Annotated in this window: 17 protein-coding genes; 11 read left to right on the top strand and 6 right to left on the bottom strand. The window is 63.9% G+C overall.

Annotation, left to right across the window (positions count from 1 at the left end; genetic code table 11):
• The first annotated feature begins 29 nt into the window (after positions 1-29).
• The 7 genes from PCJ49_RS14525 to PCJ49_RS14495 all read left to right on the top strand — a co-directional run bounded on the left by PCJ49_RS14525 (position 30) and on the right by PCJ49_RS14495 (position 8,125).
• Positions 30-2,291, top strand: a complete 2,262-nt coding sequence (locus PCJ49_RS14525; RefSeq protein WP_269911535.1) for a TonB-dependent receptor — start codon at positions 30-32, stop codon at positions 2,289-2,291.
• Positions 2,292-2,295: 4 nt separating this feature from the next.
• Positions 2,296-3,663 (top strand): PepSY domain-containing protein, encoded by a 1,368-nt coding sequence (locus PCJ49_RS14520; protein WP_269911534.1) that lies wholly within the window; start codon positions 2,296-2,298, stop codon positions 3,661-3,663.
• A 129-nt stretch (positions 3,664-3,792) separates the two neighbouring features.
• The gene (locus PCJ49_RS14515) at positions 3,793-4,506 is read left to right on the top strand and encodes a cupin domain-containing protein (protein ID WP_269911533.1); all 714 of its coding nucleotides are present in this window, start codon (positions 3,793-3,795) and stop codon (positions 4,504-4,506) included.
• Positions 4,507-4,617: 111 nt separating this feature from the next.
• Complete coding sequence (locus PCJ49_RS14510; protein WP_269911532.1) at positions 4,618-5,310, top strand: isochorismatase family protein; 693 nt, start codon at positions 4,618-4,620, stop codon at positions 5,308-5,310.
• A gap of 58 nt (positions 5,311-5,368) precedes the next feature.
• Positions 5,369-6,325, top strand: coding sequence for a polysaccharide deacetylase family protein (locus tag PCJ49_RS14505; RefSeq protein WP_269911531.1), 957 nt, complete (start codon positions 5,369-5,371; stop codon positions 6,323-6,325).
• Entirely contained in the window at positions 6,322-7,236 is a 915-nt protein-coding gene (locus PCJ49_RS14500; protein WP_269911530.1) for a polysaccharide deacetylase family protein, read from the top strand. Before PCJ49_RS14505 ends, PCJ49_RS14500 begins: the two co-directional genes overlap by 4 nt.
• 91 nt (positions 7,237-7,327) lie before the next feature.
• Complete coding sequence (locus tag PCJ49_RS14495) at positions 7,328-8,125, top strand: GntR family transcriptional regulator (protein WP_089289979.1); 798 nt, start codon at positions 7,328-7,330, stop codon at positions 8,123-8,125.
• 38 nt (positions 8,126-8,163) lie between these two features.
• Here the strand turns inward: PCJ49_RS14495 and PCJ49_RS14490 are convergent, their stop codons facing one another.
• Together PCJ49_RS14490 and PCJ49_RS14485 are read right to left on the bottom strand one after the other, a co-directional pair.
• Positions 8,164-9,012 (bottom strand): SDR family NAD(P)-dependent oxidoreductase, encoded by an 849-nt coding sequence (locus tag PCJ49_RS14490; protein WP_269911529.1) that lies wholly within the window; start codon positions 9,010-9,012, stop codon positions 8,164-8,166.
• Positions 9,013-9,294: 282 nt separating this feature from the next.
• Positions 9,295-10,689: an FAD-dependent oxidoreductase gene (locus PCJ49_RS14485; RefSeq protein WP_269911528.1), complete on the bottom strand. Its 1,395-nt coding sequence runs from the start codon at positions 10,687-10,689 to the stop codon at positions 9,295-9,297.
• A 103-nt stretch (positions 10,690-10,792) separates the two neighbouring features.
• Between PCJ49_RS14485 and PCJ49_RS14480 the strand changes: the two genes are divergently transcribed.
• Positions 10,793-12,160 carry an MmgE/PrpD family protein gene (locus PCJ49_RS14480; protein WP_269911527.1) on the top strand — a complete coding sequence of 456 codons (1,368 nt, stop codon included), beginning with the start codon at positions 10,793-10,795 and terminating at the stop codon, positions 12,158-12,160.
• A gap of 212 nt (positions 12,161-12,372) precedes the next feature.
• Here PCJ49_RS14480 and PCJ49_RS14475 read toward each other — a convergent pair whose 3' ends face one another.
• The 4 genes from PCJ49_RS14475 to PCJ49_RS14460 are packed head-to-tail and all read right to left on the bottom strand — an operon-like array spanning position 12,373 to position 16,539.
• Positions 12,373-12,681 (bottom strand): hypothetical protein, encoded by a 309-nt coding sequence (locus PCJ49_RS14475; RefSeq protein ID WP_269911526.1) that lies wholly within the window; start codon positions 12,679-12,681, stop codon positions 12,373-12,375.
• Positions 12,682-12,700: 19 nt separating this feature from the next.
• Complete coding sequence (locus PCJ49_RS14470) at positions 12,701-13,936, bottom strand: MFS transporter (protein ID WP_269911525.1); 1,236 nt, start codon at positions 13,934-13,936, stop codon at positions 12,701-12,703.
• Positions 13,936-14,850, bottom strand: a complete 915-nt coding sequence (locus PCJ49_RS14465) for a VOC family protein (RefSeq protein ID WP_269911524.1) — start codon at positions 14,848-14,850, stop codon at positions 13,936-13,938. The genes PCJ49_RS14470 and PCJ49_RS14465 overlap by 1 nt, the downstream gene beginning before the upstream one ends.
• 6 nt (positions 14,851-14,856) lie before the next feature.
• Entirely contained in the window at positions 14,857-16,539 is a 1,683-nt protein-coding gene (locus PCJ49_RS14460) for an alpha/beta hydrolase (protein ID WP_269911523.1), read from the bottom strand.
• A gap of 129 nt (positions 16,540-16,668) precedes the next feature.
• On the opposite strand from PCJ49_RS14460, the gene PCJ49_RS14455 reads away from it, so the two are divergent.
• From PCJ49_RS14455 to PCJ49_RS14445, 3 genes are all read left to right on the top strand, one after another.
• Positions 16,669-18,276 carry an FAD-binding oxidoreductase gene (locus tag PCJ49_RS14455; RefSeq protein ID WP_269911522.1) on the top strand — a complete coding sequence of 536 codons (1,608 nt, stop codon included), beginning with the start codon at positions 16,669-16,671 and terminating at the stop codon, positions 18,274-18,276.
• A 162-nt stretch (positions 18,277-18,438) separates the two neighbouring features.
• The gene (locus tag PCJ49_RS14450) at positions 18,439-19,536 is read left to right on the top strand and encodes an alpha-hydroxy acid oxidase (RefSeq protein WP_269911521.1); all 1,098 of its coding nucleotides are present in this window, start codon (positions 18,439-18,441) and stop codon (positions 19,534-19,536) included.
• 540 nt (positions 19,537-20,076) lie between these two features.
• Entirely contained in the window at positions 20,077-21,816 is a 1,740-nt protein-coding gene (locus tag PCJ49_RS14445) for a ShlB/FhaC/HecB family hemolysin secretion/activation protein (protein ID WP_269911520.1), read from the top strand.
• The last annotated feature ends 8 nt before the right edge of the window (positions 21,817-21,824 follow it).

The raw sequence follows: 21,824 nt of genomic DNA, 5'->3' as shown, positions 1-21,824 counted from the left end.
TCTCCCTGCGCGCCCGGAGCCTGGCTTCCGTGGCGTTGTTCGCCCTTGCGCCCCCCACCCTTGCCGAAACAATGGAGGTGGCGGATGCCACCGGCCAGATGGCGGAAGTGATCGTGGTCGGCCAGCGTGACGCGCCGATTAGCATCGAACCGCGTGGCCTGTCGGTCTCCCTGGGCGAAGAACAGTTTGCCGCCATCAATGCGGTCAATGTCGAAGATTTGATGAAATACGCGCCGAATTTCTTCGTGCGCAAACGCTATATCGGCGACGCCAACGGGGTGCCCGGCTTCCGGGGCACCCATTCCACCCAATCGGCCCGCACGCTGGTGCTGGTAGATGGGTTTGTCATCTCCAATTTCCTGGGCAACAGCTTTGGTTTCCCGCCCAAATGGGGCGTGGTGGGGCCCGGGGAGGTGAAACAGTTCGATATCGTCTATGGCCCCTATTCGTCGCGCTATGCCGGCAATTCCATGGGCGGCATCATCTCCATCGCCACCAAACCGCCCGCCGACGGTGTGGAGAGTTTTGCCACCGCGCAATATTTCGTGCAGCCCTATAAGCAATACGGCACCGACAAGAAATTCCAGGGCTATACCGGGGAGGCCGGTTTCAGTTGGAAGCAGCAGGATGGGCCGTGGAGCGCCCGGCTCTCCTATCGCCGGCTGGAGAATGAGGGCCATCCCCAGCAATTCTATCAGTTGAACGAGGTCAAGGGCGGGGCCGCCGGCACGCCCGTCACCGGCGCTGTCACCGACCCGGAGCTGATCACCAAGACGCCGGTATCGGGGGCCTATGCCACCGATGACACCGCACAGGATCAGCTGCGCGCCCGCATCGGCTATGATTTCGCCAATGGCTGGAACGCCACGGCCATGCTGGTGGCCTGGCTGTCGGATGGCGACGGCACCAATCCGCAAACCTATCTGCGCGACGCCAATGGCAACCCCGTCTTCACCACGGCCAATAACCGGGTGCAGGTGGCTGGCAAGACCTACACACTGCCCGCCCTGAACCTGTCCTTGTCGGAGAAGCGGGAATTTCTGGGCGGGTTGCGGCTGGCCGGCCCGCTGGCTGACTGGAATGTGACGCTGAACCTGTCGCATTATCTGGTCGACAAGCAGCGCAGCCGCGCCTCCACCGGCTATGACAATGGCATCAGGAACGGGGCCGGCACCGATACAAACCAGGGCGATACCGGCTGGTGGACGGGTGATTTGCTGCTGGAACGCCAGTGGGGCCGCCATGATCTGGCGGTCGGCATCAACAGCAACCTCTATTACACCGATCAGATCACCAACAATGTGCAGAACTGGCGCGCAGCCAGTGCGCCCAGCTTCTCCAGCCGCACCCAGGGCAAGACGCGCCAGCTTGGCCTCTTCATTGATGATGAATGGCAGGTGGCCGATGCGGTCTGGCTGACCGGCGGTGCCCGGCTGGACCAGTGGCGTGCCTTTGACGGTTCCATCGGCACGCAGAGCAAGACCGGGCCGCGTTTCCAGGATTATGCCAGCCGCCAGAAAACGGCCGTGAACCCCACGCTGGGCATCCGCGCCGAACTGGCGGAAGACTGGATGGCCCAGCTCTCCCTGGCCACCGCCACCCGCTTCCCAACCGTGGGGGAACTGTTCCAGGGCAAGTTTGACAGCAACAATAATTTCGATTTCGGCAGCTTCGATCCCAACCTGAAGGCAGAGACATCGCGCGATGCCAACCTGATGCTGCATCACAAGATGGGGGATGTCCGCCTGACCGGCAGCCTGTTCTATCAGCGGGTGGAAGACGCCATCTTCAGTATGCAGGGTTTCAACCAGTTCAACGCCATCACCACCTCCTTCAAGAATATCGATCTGGTGCGCCAGTGGGGGATGGAAGGGATCATCGAGGCGGTGGATGTCGGCCTGGACGGGCTGGATCTGGATTTCAACGCTGCCTGGATCGATGCCCAGACCGTGCGCAACCGCTCCGTTCCCGCCTCCGAAGGGGTGCAGTTCCCGCGCATCCCGAAATGGCGGCTGAACGGCAATCTGCGCTATCGGCTGGCGGAGGATTGGAAATTCTCCACCGGCTGGCGCTATGCCTCGCGCCCCAACACCAATCTGGAAGGCACCCAGCGCGGTGACACCTATGGCTATACGTCGGAACTGATGATTTTCGACGCCAAGCTCTCCTGGCAGGTCACCGACCAGACGGAGTTCAGCTTTGGCGTCGATAATATCGGCAATGACAAGGCCTGGGTCTTCCATCCCTATCCGCAGCGTACCTTCACCGTCGAACTGAAATGGAAGGGCTGATCCGATGAGCGTGGCGAGCCTAGAAAGGCCGGCCCGGCAGGGCTGGCTGGATTACCGCACCATCTGGCGCTGGCATTTCTATGCCGGGCTGTTCTGTGTGCCCTTCATCATCATCCTGGCCATCACCGGGATGCTCTACCTGTTCAAACCGCAGGTGGAGGCCTGGATCGATCGGCCCTATGACAGGCTGGCCCTTGCCGGCCCCGCCGCTGATGCCGATGCCCAGGCCGTGGCGGCGGTGGCCGCCGTGCCGGGGGGACGGCTGCAAAGCTATATCCTGCCGGAACCGGGCCAGGCGGTGCGGGTGCTGGTGCGGGACAAGGGCGGCACGCTCTGGCGCGTCTATGTCCACCCGGAAAGCCTGGCCATCCTGCACAAGGTGGCGGAAGAAGACCGGCTGATGCAGCAGATCAAGCGCATCCATGGCGAGCTGCTGATGGGGGATCGCGGCTCGCTGCTGGTGGAACTGGCGGCCTGCTGGGGCATTGTCATGCTGGTCAGCGGGCTTTACCTCTGGTGGCCGCGCAATGGCCAGGGTTGGGCCGGTACTGCCTATCCGCGCCTGCGGGCGGGCGGGCGGACCTTCTGGCGGGATATCCATGCCGTGGTCGGTTTCTGGATTTCGCTGCTGGCCCTGTTTCTGCTGCTGACCGGGCTGCCCTGGGCCACCGTCTGGGGGGCGGGGTTCAAGATGGCGCGGGAAGCGACCGGCACCACCGCCGGCCGGCAGGACTGGACCACCAGCCGGGCGGCGGAAAAGGCGGCCGATGCGGCGGAAGATGCCGCCGCGTCCCATGCCCATCACCATGACCCGGCCATGATGCTGGCGGGCGCCGTCGGCCTGACGGAAATCGCGGCACGGGCGGCCGACCTGCATATTGCCGGCCCGGTGCTGATCAACCCGCCCAAGACCGCCGATGGCCCCTGGGCGGTGCGGGGGATGAGCCAGAACCGGCCGGAACGCGTCTCCGTGGACCTGGACGGCATGACGGGTGCGGTGCTTTACCGCCAGGATTTCGCCGACCGGCACATCATCGATCGTGCTGTCGGCATCGGTGTGGCCGCCCATGAGGGCCAGTTGTTCGGACCCTTTAACCAGGCGCTTGGCGTGCTGGCGGCACTGGGTTTGGTGCTGCTGTCGGTCAGCGGGGCGGTGATGTGGTGGAAGCGCCGGCCGGCGGGGGCCCTGGGTGCCCCGCCGGCCCTGCGGTTCCGGGGCAGTGCCGCCCTGATGACAGGCCTGTTGCTGGTCTTCGCCCTGTTGCTGCCGGTGCTGGGGGCATCCCTGATCATCATCGGCTTGCTGGACCTGTTGCTGTTGCGGCGTCTGACGGGCGCGCGCCGCTGGCTGGGGCTGCGGCCGGCTTCTTGACGGGCTGCTGGCGGATGCCGTGCTGCCGCCTGCCGGCGGCAGATGATGCCACGGCCCCGCCCGTGAACAGTGCCGGCGGGTGGCAGGGGCCCGTTATCCTGCCGCTTTCATATTGTCAGGGTGACAAAGATGCAGGACGGCAGGGTTTTCAGCTTCTTCGATTTGCGCAGCTTCGCCACAGAGGCCATGGCGAGCTTGGCCCCCGGCGGCTATCTGCAAGCCCGCGTGGCGCTGGATCTTGCCCCCGGCCCTGTCTCCGTTGCCGCCCTGTCACTGGCAGCGGGGGCCGGGGTGGTGACCGCGCAGGCGGGGGATGAGTTCATCATCCTTTTGCAAGGCGATCTGACGATCAACGCCGCAAATGCCAGCATCGCGCTAGGCCCCGATGCCAGTGCCGTCATTCCGCGCGGGCGGGCGTTCCACTATTCCTCCACCGCCGGGGCGCAGGCGATCATCATGCGCTGCGCCGAACCGGGGGAACCGGGTGCCGATCAGCCCCTGGCCATCGACCATGACGCGGCGCTGGAACCATCCGGCGCGCCGCTGGCTGAACTGCTGATCTCCCCCACCCCATCCTGCCGCAACCATACCAGCTATAAATCCGCCAGCGGCACCTTCATGTGCGGCGTCTGGGACAGCACGCCTTATCACCGCCGGTCGATGTCCTATCGCCATTATGAGCTGATGCACCTGCTGGCCGGCAGCGTCACTTTTGTCGACGGGGCTGGGCGGGAAGGCACCTTCCATCAGGGCGCTGTCTTCCTGGTGGAGCAGGGGGCCGACTGTTCTTGGGAAAGCCGGGAGCCTGTGGCCAAGGTCTATGCGATCTATCGCCCGGCCTGATCTTTGGCCCCCACCTCTATAAGGGGTTGAGCGCCCCCGGGTTGATGGATTAGCATGGTATAAAGATATACCATCTATCTGCCCAACAGGGGGCGCTGAAAGGGTCTGGCGATGCGTTTTGAATCGACCATGGTGCGTGAGGAAAAGACGGCCCGCGAAATCTATCAACGGGTGAAGGCGAACCCGACGCGGGCCAAGTTCGGCTTTGGCCAGCGGCTGGCCATTGTGAATGTGGATTTCCAGCAGGCCTATACCAGGCCCGACCTGTTCCCGGTATCGGCCTATGTCACCGACCCGGACCAGATTGCCCATGTCAACCGCCTCAGCGCGGCTGCCCGCGCGCTGGGGATGCCGGTGGTCTGGACGCGTGTGTGTTATAAGGCAGATGGCGGCGATGCCGGCATCTGGGGAACGCGCACCAACACGCCCGACAGCCTGCAGAACATCCGCAAGGATAGTGAGCGCCACGCCTTTGATCCGCGGGTGGAGATCGATGCAGCGGTGGACCTTGTTTATGACAAGCGGATGCCGTCCGCCTTCCATGAAACGCCGCTGCAATCCTATCTGGTCTGGCACAAGATCGACACGGTGGTGGTGACCGGCGGCAGCACGTCCGGCTGTGTGCGCGCCACGGCGGTGGACAGCCTGTCGCGCGGCTATCGCACCATCGTGCCGGAAGAATGTGTGGCCGATAAGCATGAAAGCTATCATTTCGCCAACCTGACCGACCTGCTGCTGAAATATGCCGATGTGGTGGGCGTGGCGGAGGTGGAGGCGCATCTGGCCGCCCTTGCGGTGACGTAACCGCGTCTGCAGCGCCAACCGCCCTATCGATATCGCATCCTTCCGGGAAACCAAGCCCATGCACCGCGATCCCAATCTGTATGATTTCTGGCCCTATCAGGACCGGCCCAAGATTGTCTGGCCGGGGGAAAAGAAGCTGGCCTTCTGGGTCGCCCCCAATATTGAGTTTTACGAGCTGGACCCGCCCATCAACCCGTCGCGCAAGCCCTGGGGCCGGCCGCACCCGGATGTGGTGCCCTATTCCGCGCGCGACTGGGGCAACCGGGTCGGCCATTGGCGCTTGATGGAGGCGATGGATGAATGCGGCGTGCGCGGCTCCATCAGCCTGTCTTGCGCCATGCTGGACCACCACCCGGAAATCATTCAGGCGTGTGTGGACCGGAATTGGGAATTCTTCAGCCACGGCATCTATAACACCCGCTATTCCTATAATATGACCGAAGCGCAGGAACGCGCGGTTATCGAGGACAGCATCAAATCGGTGCTGGATGCCACGGGCCAGCGTATCCGGGGCTATCTTGCCCCGGCGCTGACCCATACCGAACGCACCATGGACCTGCTGGCGGAATATGAATTCTGGTACAGTTGCGACCTGTTCCAGGATGACCAGCCGCAGCCGATGAAGGTGAAGGGCAATAACCGCCTGATCTCCATGCCCTATAGTCTGGAGGTCAATGACGTCATCACCTATGGCGTCTATCATCAAAGCCCGCGCGCCTATGCCGACGCGCTGATGCGCCATTTCGACCAGTTGCTGGAAGAAGGCGCGGAGACGGGCACGGTGATGTGCATCCCGCTTCACGCCTATCTGGTCGGCCATCCGCACCGGATGGGGCCGTTCCGCGAGGCGCTGCGCTACATCACCAGCCACCGCGATGATATCTGGGTGACGACGGCGAAGGAAATCGCCGAGTTCTATCTGGCCAACCATTACGACCAGTCCCTGGCTGACATTCAGGCGCGCGGCTGCGCCCGGCCCGGCACCGGTTTTAATCCCGCAGGAGATGCGGCATGAGCACCCTTCCCGACAGCTATCTGGTTTATCCGCAGCGCAAGGCCGGGCCGGACCATGCCCATTATCCGGCGGCCCCCCTGCCCGACCGCCAGCCCATCGCCCTGCCGGGCGGGTTGAAGCTGGGCCTGTGGGTGGTGGTGCCGCTGGAATTCTTCCCGCTGAACCCGTCCGGCCAGCCCTTCAAGGCGCCGGGGGCGATGCAGACGCCCTATCCTGACCTGCGCCATTACACCACGCGCGATTATGGCAACCGGGTTGGCGCCTATCGCCTGCTGAAACTGTTCGCCAAGCTGGGCGTGAAGGCCACCTTCGCCGTTCAGGGTGCTGTGGCGGAGCGTTACCCGCAGCTGGTGCGCGATGTGGCGGCGGCCGGGCATGATATTTGCGCCCATGGCTGGGATACCGATGCCCTGCACCATTCCGGCCTGTCAGCGGAGGTGGAAAACCGCTACATCGCCGACACGCTGTCCGCCATTGAAACAGCCAGCGGCCAGCGCCCGACCGGCTGGATCAGCCCGGCCCGTGCGGAGGGTTTCCAGACCCCGGCCCGGCTGGCCGCTGCCGGCCTGCGCTGGTTTGCCGATTGGGCGCATGATGATCTGCCCACCCGTTTTGCCACGGAGTCGGGCGATCTGACGGCGCTGCCGCTGTCCAACGAGCTGGATGACTGGCAAATCCTGATCGGCTATTCCCGGCCCGAGCATGAATGGGTGGCGCAGGTGGGCGATGCCGCCGACTGGCTGCTGGACGAGGCGGCGCGGATGCAGAGCCCGCGCCTGCTGACGCTGACCATCCGGCCCTATGTCAGCGGTCTGCCCTATCGCATCAAGCCGCTGGGCGACAGTCTGGCCGGCGTGCTTGCCAGGGCAGGTTGCGGCTGTGTGCAGCCGTCTGAATTGACAATCATTTGATTGTCAATGACCTATCAGGCAGGCTTGCGCGACGGCGCGATCCGATATAGCTGAAATATCTACCCTAGAACAGGCGAGCCGGCGGAGATCGATGGACCAGCCCAACACCCATACAGGACTGAGCCCGGACCAGTTGGATCATTCCGCCCCGACCCCGCTTTACCACCAGATCTTTCTCGTGCTGCGGGAAAAGATCAGGACCGGGGAATTTCCGGCCAATTCGGTCATTCCCGGTGAGCAGGAACTGGCGAAGCTGTTCGATGTCTCCCGCATCACCGTGAAGCGCGCGCTAAATGAGCTGGCGGCCCATGATCTGGTCAGCCGGCATCGCGGGCGCGGCACGGTGGTGACGGCATCGGCCGCCCTGCCCCAGGTCCATGGCAGTTTCGACAATCTGATCGAAAGCCTGAAGACCCTGGGTCTGGAAACGGAAGTGGAGATACTGGAGACCAGCGACGGCCCGGCCTCCAGCATCGTGGCCGATCTGCTGGATATTGAACCGGGCAGCCCGGTGCAGCGCGCTGTGCGCCTGCGCAAATTATCGGGCGAGCCCTTCTCCTATCTGGTGCAGTATATGCCGGCCGATATCGCGGCCCGGATCAGCCGGCAGGATATGGAAACCACCCCCACCCTGGTGCTGCTGGAACGGATCGGTGCCGCGGCGCATGAGGCGGAACAATGGATCACCGCTGTGGCGGCCGAGCCGCCGCTGGCCGCACATCTCGGCCTGGACCCCGGCGCGCCGCTGCTGCGCATTGAACGGGTGATGCGGGACAAGTCAGGCCGGGCGGTGCAGTTGCTCTATGCCCATTACCGGCCCGACCGGTTCAAATACCATATGCGCTCCAACCGCAAGGGCGGCAGCAGCGCCTGGAAATCGGAAGGGTAAGCGGGGGGGGCGTTCCCCCCGCTGGCACCCCATCCTGATCAGTGCGGTTCCTCACCGCCGGAGACATTCATGCTTTCGGCGGTGATATAGACCGCCTCGTCGGAGCAGAGGAAGGCCACCGCATTGGCCGTATCCGCTGGCACACCGGGGCGGCCCATGGGGATACGGCCCTTCATGGCATCCAGATATTGCTCCATCGTCATGCCAAGCTGCTTGGAGAAATATTCATTCTGCCAGGCGCCCAGCCCGGTGGTGACATGGTTGGGGCAGACATTATTGACGGTGATCTTGTGGCGCCCCAGCTCAATCGCGGTGGAGCGCACCAGCCCGACCAGACCATGCTTGGAGGAGCAATAGCCGGCGGCGAACGGGAAGCCTGACTTGGCGGCCTGGCTGGCGATATTGATGATGCGCCCGCCCTTGCCGGCCGGCACCATGATTTCAGCCGCCGCCTTGATGCCGTTGAAACAGCCGGTCAGGTTCACATCGATGACCGCCTGCCATTCCTCGACCTCCAGCTCCAACAGCGGCTTCATGATGTAGCCGATGCCGGCATTGTTGATCCAGAAATCCAGACCGCCCAGCTTCTCCACCGCAAAGGCGGCCATGGCGCGCATAGACTCGATCTTACGCACATCGCAGACGAAGGTTTCCACCCGCGATCCGGTGCTGGCGGCAATGTCGGCGGCTAGGGCCTGCATCTCCGACATGCCGCCGATCATGCTGTCGGGCGTGGCGGCATCGGCGGAACGACCGATATCGGACAGCACGATGCTGGCCCCATCAGCGGCCAGCCGGCGGGCAATCGCCTCCCCCAACCCGGCCCGGCGGCCGGACCCGGTGACAACCGCAACCTTGCCGGCAAAGCGGCCTGTGTTCTGCGACATGATGTGAAGTCTCCCTGTTTTTGTGGGGATGGATGGTGGTTTTTTTAGTCGGGTGGGGTGGGGGCTAAGGTTTTCACACGAAGCCGCTTTCTCCCACTTGTACAATGCACCCTTCATTATGAGCCCTCTCCCCCGTCACCCCGGCGAAGGCCGGGGTCCAGTTTCGTAGAGCAATGCGCTTGTGGCCCCTGGACCCCGGCCTTCGCCGGGGTGACGGTGGAGCAGGGTGGAATGGTTGAGCGATACGTCCGCAAAAGCCCGGCCAACCCTTTGTCGGGTGGCTCACCCCTTCACCGCCCGCCCCGCTGCCCGCCCGGCCAGCCGGCCCAGCGTTACGGCCATGCACAGCCCGGCGCCCGGCAGATAGCCGGACGGGCCGGGGCCGCCGATGGAACGGGCGGCCCCGCCGCCGGCATACAGGTTGGGCAGCAAGCCGCCATCCGCCCGGCGGACCTGGGCATTTTCATCCACCAGCAACCCGCCCTGGGTGTGGAATAGCGCCCCGGTGACACGGGCGGCGTAGAAGGGGGAGGCCAGCGCCGGGCTGGGGAAGGCGCGGCCAAAGCCATCCTGCTCCCCGCTGGCGACGAACCCGGCCACCTCCGCCATGGTACGCGCCAGCCCCGCCGGATCGATGCCTGCCTGTGCCGCCAGCCCTTCGATATCGGGGGCAGACCGGATACCACCCAGGCCCGATAGCACCTTATATTGCGGCAGTTCCTTGCAGTTCTGGTGGATGCGGTCGTCATAGATCACCCAGGCCACACCACCCGGCTGGGCGATGACGCGGGCACCGGCACCGGAGACATCCTCCAGCTCATGCCCGAAACGCTCGCCCCGCTGGTTCACCTGCACCCCGCCTTCGATCAGCAGGCGGGGATTGACGTCGATCCCCTGCGGATCGGCCAGCAGGCCCAGGCCCTGATAGGCATCCATGTCGCCCAGCCCGGCCCCCAGCGCCTTGCCCCACAGGATGGCGTCGCCCTGGTTGCCTTCCCAGCCGAAATAGCGGGCATGGGCCATGGAGGGGATGTTTTCCGCCACCATCTGATGATTGCCGCCAAAGCCGCAACTGGCCAGCACCAGCGCGTCACAGCCGATATCCTCTGTGCTGCCATCGGGGCGCTGCAGGCGCACGCCCGTCACCCGCTCCCCATCGGCATAAAGCGCGGTGACATGCGCATCGGTCAGGATATCGGCCCCTGCCCGCTCACACGCCGCCACCAGCCGTTCCATCAGGTCGGCGCCGGTGCGGCCGGGGGTGACATGCATCCGCATCACGCTATGGCCGAAGGCGGGCTTCCAGCCGGTTTCCAGCACCAGTTCCACCCCATGGCGTTCGGCCAGCCAATCCAGCGCCGGGCCGGATTCCGCCCCCACCACGCGGGCCAGCAGCGGGTCGGCCGTGCCATGGGTCTTTGCCATGACATCCTGGAAGAAGCGTTCTTCGCCATCATCCACGCCATGGCGTTTCTGTTCAGTGGAGCCGGAGGCGCAGAGCGCGCCCAGTGACATGGAGGTGCTGCCCTGCGGCAGGGGATCACGTTCCAGCACCACGACCTCGACCCCCTCGTCACGGGCGGCCAGCGCCGCCGTCAGGCCACAGGCGCCGCCGCCCACGACCAACAGGGGGACGGTCGCCTCAAAAGGCGTGTCACGGGTCAAAATCACCGACATGCTGCTTCCCTATCATTACCCGGATCTGGATTTTGAATGGTATAATGACATACCATTATGTAGGTTTGAACCGGAATCAGCATCCGTCTCAGGAGTTTCCGCCTTGCCCAACGCCGCTGAAATCCTTGTCGATCATGTCCTGTCGCTGCGCTGGGCCGATCTGCACCCGCACACGCGCAGCATGGCCGCCACCTTCCTGCATGACAGCCTGTGTGTGGGCATTGCCGGGGCTAAGGCGGCCCATGCCGATGATGTGCTGACAGCCGCCCGCCTGTGGGGGGAGCCGGGGGCCGATGGCGGCGGGCGGGTGCTGGGCCGGCCGGGCCTGCGCCTGCCGGCCCCCCATGCGGCCTTCATCAATGCTTTTCAAATCCATTCCCAGGAATTTGACTGTGTGCATGAACCGGCGGTGGCCCATCCGTTGGCCACGGTCGCATCCGCCCTGCTGGCCGAAGCCGACCGCAGCGGTCCCTATGATGGGCAACGGTTCCTGACCGCCCTGGTGGCGGGGGTTGATGTCGTGGCCGGGCTGGGTATGGCGGTGACAACACCGCTGAAATTCTTCCGCCCGGCCACGGCCGGCATTTTCGGCTGTGTCGCCGCCATCGCCAATCTGCGCGGCCTGTCGAAAGAGGTGACGCTGAATGCGTTCGGCTATGCGCTCGCCTATGCGTCCGGCACCATGCAGGCGCATGTGGAAGGCAAACCCACCCTGCCCTTGCAGATCGCTGGTGCCGCCCGCTCTGCCCTGCAGGCGGTCGATCTGGCGATGGCCGGACTGCCGGGACCGCTGGGTTCCATCGACGGGCCGTTTGGCTATCTGGCGCTGTTTGAGACAGGCCATGATATCAACCGGCTGCTGGATGGTTTGAAAGGCCCCCACCGGATTGAGGAGGTGAGCTGGAAGCCCTTCCCCACCGGCCGCGCCGCCCATGGTGCCATCGTCGCCACCCAGATGCTGATGCGCGAACAGGGGGTGACGGCGATCAACCTGAAAAAGCTCACCTACCGCGCCCCGCCCTTGATCGCCCGCTTGGTGGGCCGACCGCCCAAGGCGGAGATGGCGCCGGCCTATGCACGGCTGTGCTTTGCCTATCTGGGCGGGGTGGTGCTGACGCGGGGCACGGTGGGTTTGGCCGATTTCGGGCCGGAACGGCTGAACGATCCCGATATTGCCGATATCGCCCGGCGGATCGTGGTGGAAGATGATGGCAACCCCGATCCCGCCGCCTTTGTGCCGGCCCGCGCTATTGCCACGCTGGTGGACGGGCGCGAAGTGTCGGTGGACGTGACCGCCCAGTTTGGCGCCCCCACCTGGCCACTGTCCCGCCAGGAACATCTGGAAAAGGCCCGGCGTTGCCTGGAATTTGGCGGCGCCATCGGTCGGCATGAGGAGGTGGCGGCCCTGTTTGACCGGTTGGCAGAAGAGACGGACGCCGCTACCGCCATCTGGGCCGCACTGGAGGGCTGACATAAAAAGGGGCGGCGCCCTGCGGCACCGCCCTTTTTTATGTCTTATACCAATCCGCCTTGAGCTTGACTCATGGTGGATTGGTATCGGCGGCGACTGCCGCCGCGCGGCTCGTGCCGCGTTAGCCAAGCCAACGGATGTTGGCGCCGGCGCCTGAGGCCGCCGAAGGGTTGACCATAGGTCAATCATTCGGCGGATTGGTATTACGTTGATCAGCCCAGCTTGTCCGTGGTCAGGAACACCACGTCGGCCAGGGTTTGGAACTCGGCCGCGATGGCCTGCATCTTTGCCGTGGCAATATCCTGACCGAAAGCTTCCATGTCGGCGATATCGATGATTTCCACATATTGATAGGGTGCCGCCCCGCCCGTCAGGGAACCGGTGACGCGAAACACCTCAAAGCTGTCAATGGACTTCAAGCCATTGACCACCGGCAAATCCTTTTCCTTCGCCCAGGCTTCATATTGTTCAACGCTCACACCCGGCTTCAGGTTGAACAGGGCGACGATGCGGCTGGACATGGAATATCCTTTCTTTCTCTCAGGCTGACTTAACGGTGGGGAAACTGGTGGGGTAGCGACCCAGCAGCATCAACAGAATCGCACCGACGACAAACATCACCGCCGATGCGATCAGGATCGGCGTGTAATTGCCATGGGTGGCGACCACATAACCATAGAGCGGCGGGGAAATGGCCGACCCGCCAGCAAAGGCGGCATAGAGCATTCCATAGATGCGGCCATAATAGGCCATGCCGAAATAGCGCCCGGCCAGATAGGCGATCAGGTCGGTTTCCGCCCCGGCCGCAAAGCCCAGCATCACGGCGGCCAGCACGATCAGCGCCAAAGGCGGCGCATCGGTGATGAAGATGCCACAGGCCAAGGCCGGCATGGACAAAAGCGGCAGCGCCACCAGCGGGGCCCAGAACCGGTCCACCAGCAGGCCGGTACCAACCCGGCCGACAATGATGGACAGGCCGACGCAGCCAGCGATCAGGGCGCCGGTGCCGTCACTGATCCCCTTCAGGCGGATCATGTTCTGCAGGTTGGTATGGAACCCACCATAGGCGATGGAGACCAGTATGAAGGAGACGGCCATGATCCAGAAACGCCTGTCCCGCAGCGCCGCCGCCAGGGTGAAGCCCGTCTTGGTGCTGGCGCCGACATCGGCGGTCGGCACCTCCCCCGGCTTGGGCTCGCGCATGAAGGCGATGACGATGGGCAGGGCCACCAGCAGCGGCAGCAGGGCGATCAGGCCATAGGCCCACCGCCAGCCGGCATGATTGATCAGATAGACGGTCAGGCTGGGCAGGATAAAACCGGCCACACCGGTGCCCAGCAGCATGATGCCCAGGGCCAGCCCGCGGTTCTGCACGAACCAGAGATTGACGGCGCGCGACCAGGTGATCGGCGTGGAACCGATCCCCAGTAGCCCGACCAGCAGATACAAAGCATAAAACATTGGCAGGCTGCTCACCAGCCCGACACTGGCAAAGGCCAGGCCGAAGCCGAGCAGCGACAACATGCCGACACGCCGGGCACCATATTTATCGGCCAGTGCGCCGATGACGGGCGCCATGACACAGCCGGACAGGCCATAGCACATGATGCCGATCATGATCTGGCCAGGGTTCCAGCCAAACTCCGCCGAGAGCGGCTTCAGAAACGAACCGATCGTGTTGAAGGGAACGGGCGAGGCGCCGCACATGGTGGCCACCAGGGCCGCCAGCAGTACCGTCCAGGCGCGGGAAAATTCCCCTTTACCGGCATCACGCATCACACGCCCTTCCCTGTTTCGATCAGTTCAAAAATCTCGCCATCCGGCCCCAGCACCGTTGCCACCCGGCGACCCGCATAAAGCGGCCCGTCACGCCGGGCCGGTGGCGACAGAAGGGGGGCCGTCACCTTGTCCAGATCATCGATATTGAAGCTCAACACCGCATTGCCGGGGGGCAAGCCACCGTCCGGCCGGGGGCGGGTGATGGTGCCGGCGGGGTAAAGGTCGATCTCCGCCACCGGCAGCCGGTCCACCTTGGTCATGGTGATGGTGGTGCGGTTGTCGGCCGGCAGGCCAAAGGCATTGTTGATGACGCTATAGGGGATGTTGTAGGTGCCGCCCTCGGCAAAGCCCAGCTTTTCCACCTGAAAGGCCAGCGACGCCCTGATATCAGAGGCCGCCAGGATGGCGATGAAAATCGTGTCCACCCCGGACCCGGCCATGGGCAGGTCCAGGTCGCTCATCGATTTCAGCACCTGATTGAGATAGACGATCTCCCCACCCCGGCCGATGGCTTGCATGGGGATGAAATTGCTGAAACCCTCCACCAACTTGGGCGGGCCGATGATGGTGAAGCCGCTGTCCTTCAGCCGTTCATGCAGGGCGAAGACATCTTCCACGGTGATTTCATAGGCAACCCAGCCATAGGAGCGGGCCGGCCGGTAATCCGGCGTCGGCGCAACCTCCACCAGCCGGTAATAACAGCCATTGCCGCTGGTCGGGCGCAGCAGGGCGGTGCGGGCACCGGCCACGGCGGGGGCGCCCCAGCTGGCGGCCAGATCGGCGGAAACCTGCCCCTGTTCCAGCAGTTCCAGCCCCAGCACATCGCGGTAATCGGCGAGCGAGGCATCGAAGACCGGCGTGGCAATGGTGCCGCACTTGATCCGTCCGTGACGGTCGAAGGATTCTGTCATCAGGTTTCACCCGGCCAGGAAGGAAAGGAAAAGGGCGGCGCGCGCGGTTATATCCGCCGGACGCGGCTGGATATTGGCCTGGGCCAGCATCCGCGCCGCCGCCGGCACCTGTGCATAAAGCGGGTCGCCCGCCACGTCCGGCAACAGGATCGGCATCGGTACATCCGCCAGACGGACAGCGGCATCATGATCAAAGGCGGCCCGCAGGGCATCGCCCTGGTGCGTGGGCTGCTTCAGCATGTCCAGCAGACGTGAGAACAGCGATTGCCCGTCCAGCGCCGCACTGTCACAGCGCACGGCATGGATGTCGCCATCCTGCGCCGGGAAGCTGGCCGCCGCATCGCGCAGCGCGTGCCAGCCGCGCAGCACATGCGCCCCCGCCCGATCCGGTGTCAGCGGGGCCGCCAGATAATCCAGCATCCCGGCACGGGCTTCCGTTGCCAGCAGCGGCATCCCATCCAGCACAGCCCGCTGGATCGGCAGGCCCCCGCGCAGCAGCGCCAGGGCCAGGGGTACGGAAAGCCCATTTGCCACCAGATCGAACGGCCCCAGTTCCAGCACCTTTACCGCCTGGGCCAGGGCCATGGCATAGGCGTCTGCGGTGGCCACCGGCAGCGGGTCGGACTGGCCGCAGCCCGGCAGGTCGGGGGCATGAACCGGCCGGCCAGCGGCTGCCAGGGCTGCCTGCAGCCCAGTCTCCGCCGCGGCACCGCCGGGCAGATCATGTAGCAGCAGAAGCGGCCGGCCGATGCCGGTGATGGAGCGCACCCGCATCTGGCCATGGGGGAGGTCGATATACTGGCTGAACGGGCCACCAATGGCCACCACCGGGGCCGGACCCGCCCGCATGTCGGCGCTATAGGTTTCGAACTGGTCCTTGATATGGGCCATCCATTGCCGGCGGTCGGCCGACAGGCGCGTCACCGACAGGGCAGCCGGGCCGGGGCTGGGCAGCAGGTCCAGGCAACCGACCAGCACATCATCCGCACGGGCAAAAATCTGCGTCGGGGCGGTGATGCGGCGGACATTATCCAGTGGCTGATATTCCATGGCCGCCCGGTAGGCCCCGGTATAGTTCGGGCCAGCCATGGCATAATCCAGGAAATAATCATGGATTTCCGTCAGCGGCGGCTGGGCGATGGGCATCCGGCTGGCGGGGCGGGTGGCAAACCAGGGAAACCAGCGCCAGGTGTCGCGCACCCGCGTCCATTCCCGCGCCAGGAAAGCGCCATCCGCATCCACCGTGAAGGGGCGCATATAGGCATCAATGAAGGCGGGATCGGGCGCGCCGCCGGGGGCGATGGACAGGCCATCCAGCAGCGCCACCGCCACCTTCTCCGGGTGGCGGACGGCGAAATCCAGCAGAATCTTGGAACTGGTATGGAAGCCGTAGAAACCCGCCTTCTGCAGCCCCAAGGCGGCGACGGTATCGGCCAGCGCATCGGCGAAATCCGCCACCGCCAGCGCCCGCCCCGGGGGGCTGAGCGGGGATGATTCCCCGTAACCCGGCGTATCCAGCGCATAAACCGTAAAGCGGTCCGCCAGATGGCGGATCAGGTCCAGATGCAGCAGGGATGAACGCGGGCTGTCATGCAACAGCACCAGCGGCGGGCCGGAACCGGCGCGGCGATAATGCACCTGCCCGCCGGCAACTGCGACATAGGCTTTACAGATTTGTGGTTCCGCCACACCCTGCACTCCTGTTCCGTCCGATTTTTGCTGCCGTTGTTTTTGTCGCACGGCTTTCTGTTGGAAATATGGTATATAGGTATATAAATAGATCAATACAAAAAGCAGCGAAACAGAAGGTCCGGGTCAATGAACATGGTTTCCGCTACTATCCCCACCCCGCCGACGGGCAGTGAAGCGCTGGCAACGCGGCTGGCTGCCATCGTCGGTGCCGACAATGTGCGTCGGGCTGATCCAGTGCGCGAGCTTTTTTCCCAGGATATCTATAGCCGTGGCAACGAAGCCGCCGCCCTGATCGCCGCACCCGCTGACACGGCCCAGCTGGCCGCCACCATCGTGGCGGCGCGGGAAGCCGGGTTCGATTGCGTGCCGCGCGGCGGCGGGATGAGCTACACCAAGGGCTATCTGCCGCAATCACCCAACAGCGTTTCGCTGGACCTTTCCCGCACGGACAAGGTGCTGGCCGTGCGGGCCGACGATATGGTGGTGACGGTGCAGGCCGGCTGCACCTGGAAGACGCTGTATGAAACGCTGGCCCCGCTGGAGCTGCGCACGCCCTTCTGGGGGCCGCTGTCGGGCCTGATCTCCACCATCGGTGGTGGCCTGTCCCAGGGCAATGCCTTCTTCGGCGCCGGGCACCATGGCACGGGTGGGGAAAGCGTAGTGGCCTATACGGCGGTGCTGGCTGACGGGCAGATTCTGCGCACCGGTGCCCGCGGGGCCGATGGGGACAGCCCCTTCTATCGCTTCTATGGCCCGGATATAGCCGGCCTGTTTAATGGCGATTGCGGGGCCTTCGCCATCAAGGCGGAAATCACCCTGCGGCTGATGCCGCTGCCCAAGCATGAGGCCTATGCCTCCTTCTCCTTCAAGACCGATACCGACATGTTCGCGGCCCTGACCGGCATGACCAAGGCCGGTATTGCCAGCGAACTCTGCGGTTTCGATCCGCGCTTGACCCGCATCCGGCTGAAGCGCGCCTCGCTTTCCGCCGATCTGGGGGCGCTGAAGAATGTCGTCGGCAAGCAGGGATCGCTGCTGAAAGGCATGAAGGAGGCGGCGAAGATCGCGCTGGCCGGCCGCAGCTTCATTGATGACGGCGATTTCGCCTTGCATGTGGTGTGCGAAGGCCGCTCGGCGGCCGGGGTGGCCGACGATCTGGCCGAGGCACGGCGCATTGCCGCCGCCTGCAACGGGGTGGAGGTGGAAAACACCATCCCGAAAGTCATGCGCGCCCAGCCCTTCATGGCGCTGAATTCCATGGTCGGCCCCAATGGCGAACGCTGGGTGCCGATCCATTGTCTGGTGCCGCTGTCCCGCGCCCACGCGATTTTCCAGGCCATTGAAGCGGAATTCGACTCCATGCGCGCGGAGCTGGATGCGCATGGGGTGGAAAATGCTTTCCTGTTCAGTGGCATGTCCACCAATGCCATCCTGATCGAGCCCACCTTCTATTGGCCCGATGCCATGCTGCCGGTCCATCATGCCTATGTTGAACAGGGGCATATGGCCAAGCTGCCGGTGAATCCGCCCAATGCGGAAGCCGCCGCTGTGGTGGAGAAGTCCCGCCAGCGCCTGCTGGCCCTGTTCGCCCGCAACGGGCTGGGCCATTTCCAAATCGGCCGCACCTATCCCTATTATGACAGCCGCGATGCCGCCAGCCGCACCCTGCTGGCACAGGTCAAGCACACACTGGACCCCGATCGGCGGTTGAACCCCGGCGTGCTGGGCCTGTGACAAGCCGCCCGGCCTGAGAGAAGCCACCACCAGATCGACAATTCCAGTATCAGCCCCTATAGCTGGCGGGATTGTCGATCTGGTGGTGGTTCCCGTGCAGAAACGTCCTTCGTACCCCGCCCGTCAGCGCCCGGCCCTTCCCCTGATCGCGGGGGCCGGACGATGAGCGCGCCGTTGCCGCCACTGACCAGCATTCCGCCCGATGTGGCGGCCGTCAGCGATTATGAGCCCCTGGCCCAGGCACGGATGAGTGCCGCCACCTGGGCCTATTTCGCTGGCGGGGCGGGGGATGAATGGACCCTGCGGGAGAATGTGGCGGCCTTTGCCCGCCATCGCCTCTGCCCCCGTGCGCTGCGCGACCTGCGCGGCGGCAGCACCCGGACCCGGCTGCTGGGGCTGGATCTGGCGGCGCCGATCCTGCTGGCCCCGATTGCCTTTCACCGTCTGCTGCATCCAGAGGGGGAATTGGCCACCGTGCTGGCGGCTGGGGCCATGGAAACCGCCATGGTGGTCAGCACCCAGGCCAGTGTGCGGCTGGAAGATATCGCCGCCCGCGCCCAGGCGCCGCTCTGGTTTCAACTCTATATCCAGCCCGACCGGGCATTCACGGCCGATCTGGTGCGCCGGGCGGAACAGGCCGGTTATCGCGCACTGGTGGTGACGGTGGATGCCCCGGTGAACGGGGTGCGCAACCGGGAACAGCGGGCCGGCTTCGCCCTGCCGCCGGGTATCGGTCCCGTTAACCTGCAGGGGATGCGCCTGCCGCCCGCCGGGCCGCCGGGCGCGCTGCTGTTCGGCAGCCCACTGTTGGAAATGGCCCCCCGCTGGGATGATCTGGCCTGGCTGCGCGGGCTGACCCGCCTGCCGATCATCCTGAAAGGCATCACCCACCCGGATGATGCCAGACAGGCTGTGGCGGCAGGGATGGATGGGCTGATCGTCTCCAACCATGGCGGGCGGACGCTGGACGGGGTGCCAGCCAGCATCGACCTGCTGCCACCCATCGCGGCGGCGGTGGGCGGACAGATCCCCATCCTGATGGATGGTGGCATCCGCCGGGGCACCGATGTGCTGCGCGCCCTTGCACTGGGCGCGCAGGCGGTGTTGATCGGCCGGCCCTATATCTTCGCCCTGGCGGCGGCCGGGGCGCCGGGCGTGGCCCATGTCATCCGCATCCTGCGGGCGGAACTGGAACTGGCGATGGCCCTGACCGGCTGCCGGGATGTCAACGCCATCGACGGTTCCGTGCTTGTTGCATAAGTAAATCTGAGCTGTTTCCCGCTGCCCGTCTGAAAAACTCTATATCGCCTCACTGGCATCCTCCTGATGCCGGTTCACCAACGATGGCAGCAAAAATTTAACCATGTAGATGGTGGCTGAAAAAATAAGCAGACGTGGGAGAACCCTAACGTAAATATTGCATTTTTCTACGATTGGCCCTTGTTCGGCCGGCGTCGATTAGTGTCAAGACCCAAAAATGGGCGTAGAATATTTTTTTTCTTTATTTGTTTTTTAATCGGAATAAATCGGAAAAAACTCCTAAAAATTCTTCACCTTCTTGCCATTTATCAGATAAAAATTTGCATACTTATGAATTTGGTTGAAGTTTATATTTCAGATTCCCCTTATTTCTTTATTGGAAATCGCCGATCTGTGCGAAAGGGTCAACAATACGACCTTCCGCATAGCATCATTTAGTTGCCCTGTTGACGTCGTGCACGTATGATGCCTTAAGGGTTACTACTACTATTATTAATGTATTAACGTTGATCCGGAAGTGCCGGGCCTGGGTGGGGAAAGATGAAGAAAATTGCTGAACGCACGCTCCTGGGGCGGCGGTATCGTAAAGGAGCGTCCGTCATCGCCCTGGAAACGGCAGCACTTTTCTTAACATTGTCGGCGGTGACCCTGCCGGCGCAGGCCCAGCAGGTTCAGCCGACCCTTCCAACGGGGGCAGAACCGGGCCGTGGGCTGCCACAGCCAGTCCTGCCTACGCCATCGGCCCCTGGTCAGGCCATCGCGGTGCCCCGCGCCTCCGCCGCCGAAGCCCCTGCCGGAGCGGAAAATTTCAAACTGGTCCTGAACAGCGTGCTGGTGGAGGGCAATACGGCCTTCGACACCGAATCGCTGCGACCGCTTTATGCCGGGCTGATCGGCAAGGAAGTGACGGTGCGCGACCTGTTCACCGTCGCCAATGAAATCGAACTTCGCTATCGCAATGCCGGCTATGTGACCAGCCGGGTGATCGTGCCGGAACAGACGATCGAGGATGGCAGTTTCCGCATCAGCGTGGTGGAAGGCTCCATCTCGGATATCGTTTATGCCGATGATATCGGCCCGGCGCGGGACACCGTAGAACGGCTGCTGGAGCCCTTGCGTGGCATCAAGCCCATCAACATCGCCGCCATTGAACGCCGTCTGCTGCTGGCCAACGACCTGCCGGGCATGACGGTTCGCGGCAGTCTGGAACCGTCCCCCACGGTGCTGGGCGGCTCTGTCATTGTGGTGAAGGCGGAACGCAAGCTGATCGATGCGTCGCTGATCTATGATAACCGCAACTCCCCCTATCTTGGCAGTTCGGAGCTGATTGCATCCGTCAGCGCCAATTCCATCGCCAGCCATGCCGACCGGGTGGGGCTGACCGCCAAGATGTCCACCCCGGCCCGCCGATCCTGGACGGTGGCGGGCAATTATCAGGCTACCCTGGGCAGCAACGGGCTGACGGTTGGCCTTGTCTCCTCCTATGCCAGTTCCTCGCCGGGGCGGGAGTTGAAGCCGCTGGAAATTGACAGCGAAGTGGTGGCCGAGGTGGCCACCATCGCCTATCCGCTGATCCGTTCCCGGTTGGAAAATCTGCGGCTGGTGGGGGAGTTCGAATATCGCAACGTCAAGACCGACCTGTCTGACAAGGCCTTCAACGAAGACCGGCTGCGCATTCTGCGCGCCGGTCTTTCCTATGACAGGTCGGACAGCTGGGATGGCATCACCGCCGCCCGCATCACGCTGCACCAGGGGCTGGATGTGCTGGGGGCGACCGACCATAAGGCGCCGCTGGCCTCGCGCGCGGCAGGCCATACCGAATATCTGAAGGTCACGGCCGATCTGACCCGTGTGCAGCAATTGCCCAATAATTTCAGCGTCCTGGCAACGCTGACCAGCCAGTTCACCAAGACGCCGCTGCTGGCGTCGGAGGAAATCGCCCTCGGCGGCCCCAATTTCGGTCGCGCCTATAATGAGGGGGAGATTTCCGGTGATAATGGCTGGGCCGGCTCGCTGGAGCTGCGCTACTCCCCTGCCCTGGCGATCCTGCCGCAGGGTGTGCAGTTCTACGCCTTCTATGATGGCGGGCAGGTCTGGAGCCTGTCGAACACCAGGCCGTCCGGCCATGTCACCCTGGCCTCTACCGGTGGTGGCGTGCGGGCCAATCTGCACGAAAATCTGTTTGCCACGCTGGAAGTCAACAAACCGCTGAACCTGGATGTGGCGACCGAGAAGGGCAAGCCCACCCGCGTCTTTTTCAGCCTGACCGCGCATTATTAAGGGATTGG

The organism is Niveispirillum sp. BGYR6 (assembly GCF_027568365.1).
In the GTDB taxonomy this organism is placed as follows: domain Bacteria; phylum Pseudomonadota; class Alphaproteobacteria; order Azospirillales; family Azospirillaceae; genus Niveispirillum.
The sequence above is the reverse complement of the archived record's forward strand: the minus strand, read 5'-3'. Positions and strand labels throughout refer to the sequence as shown.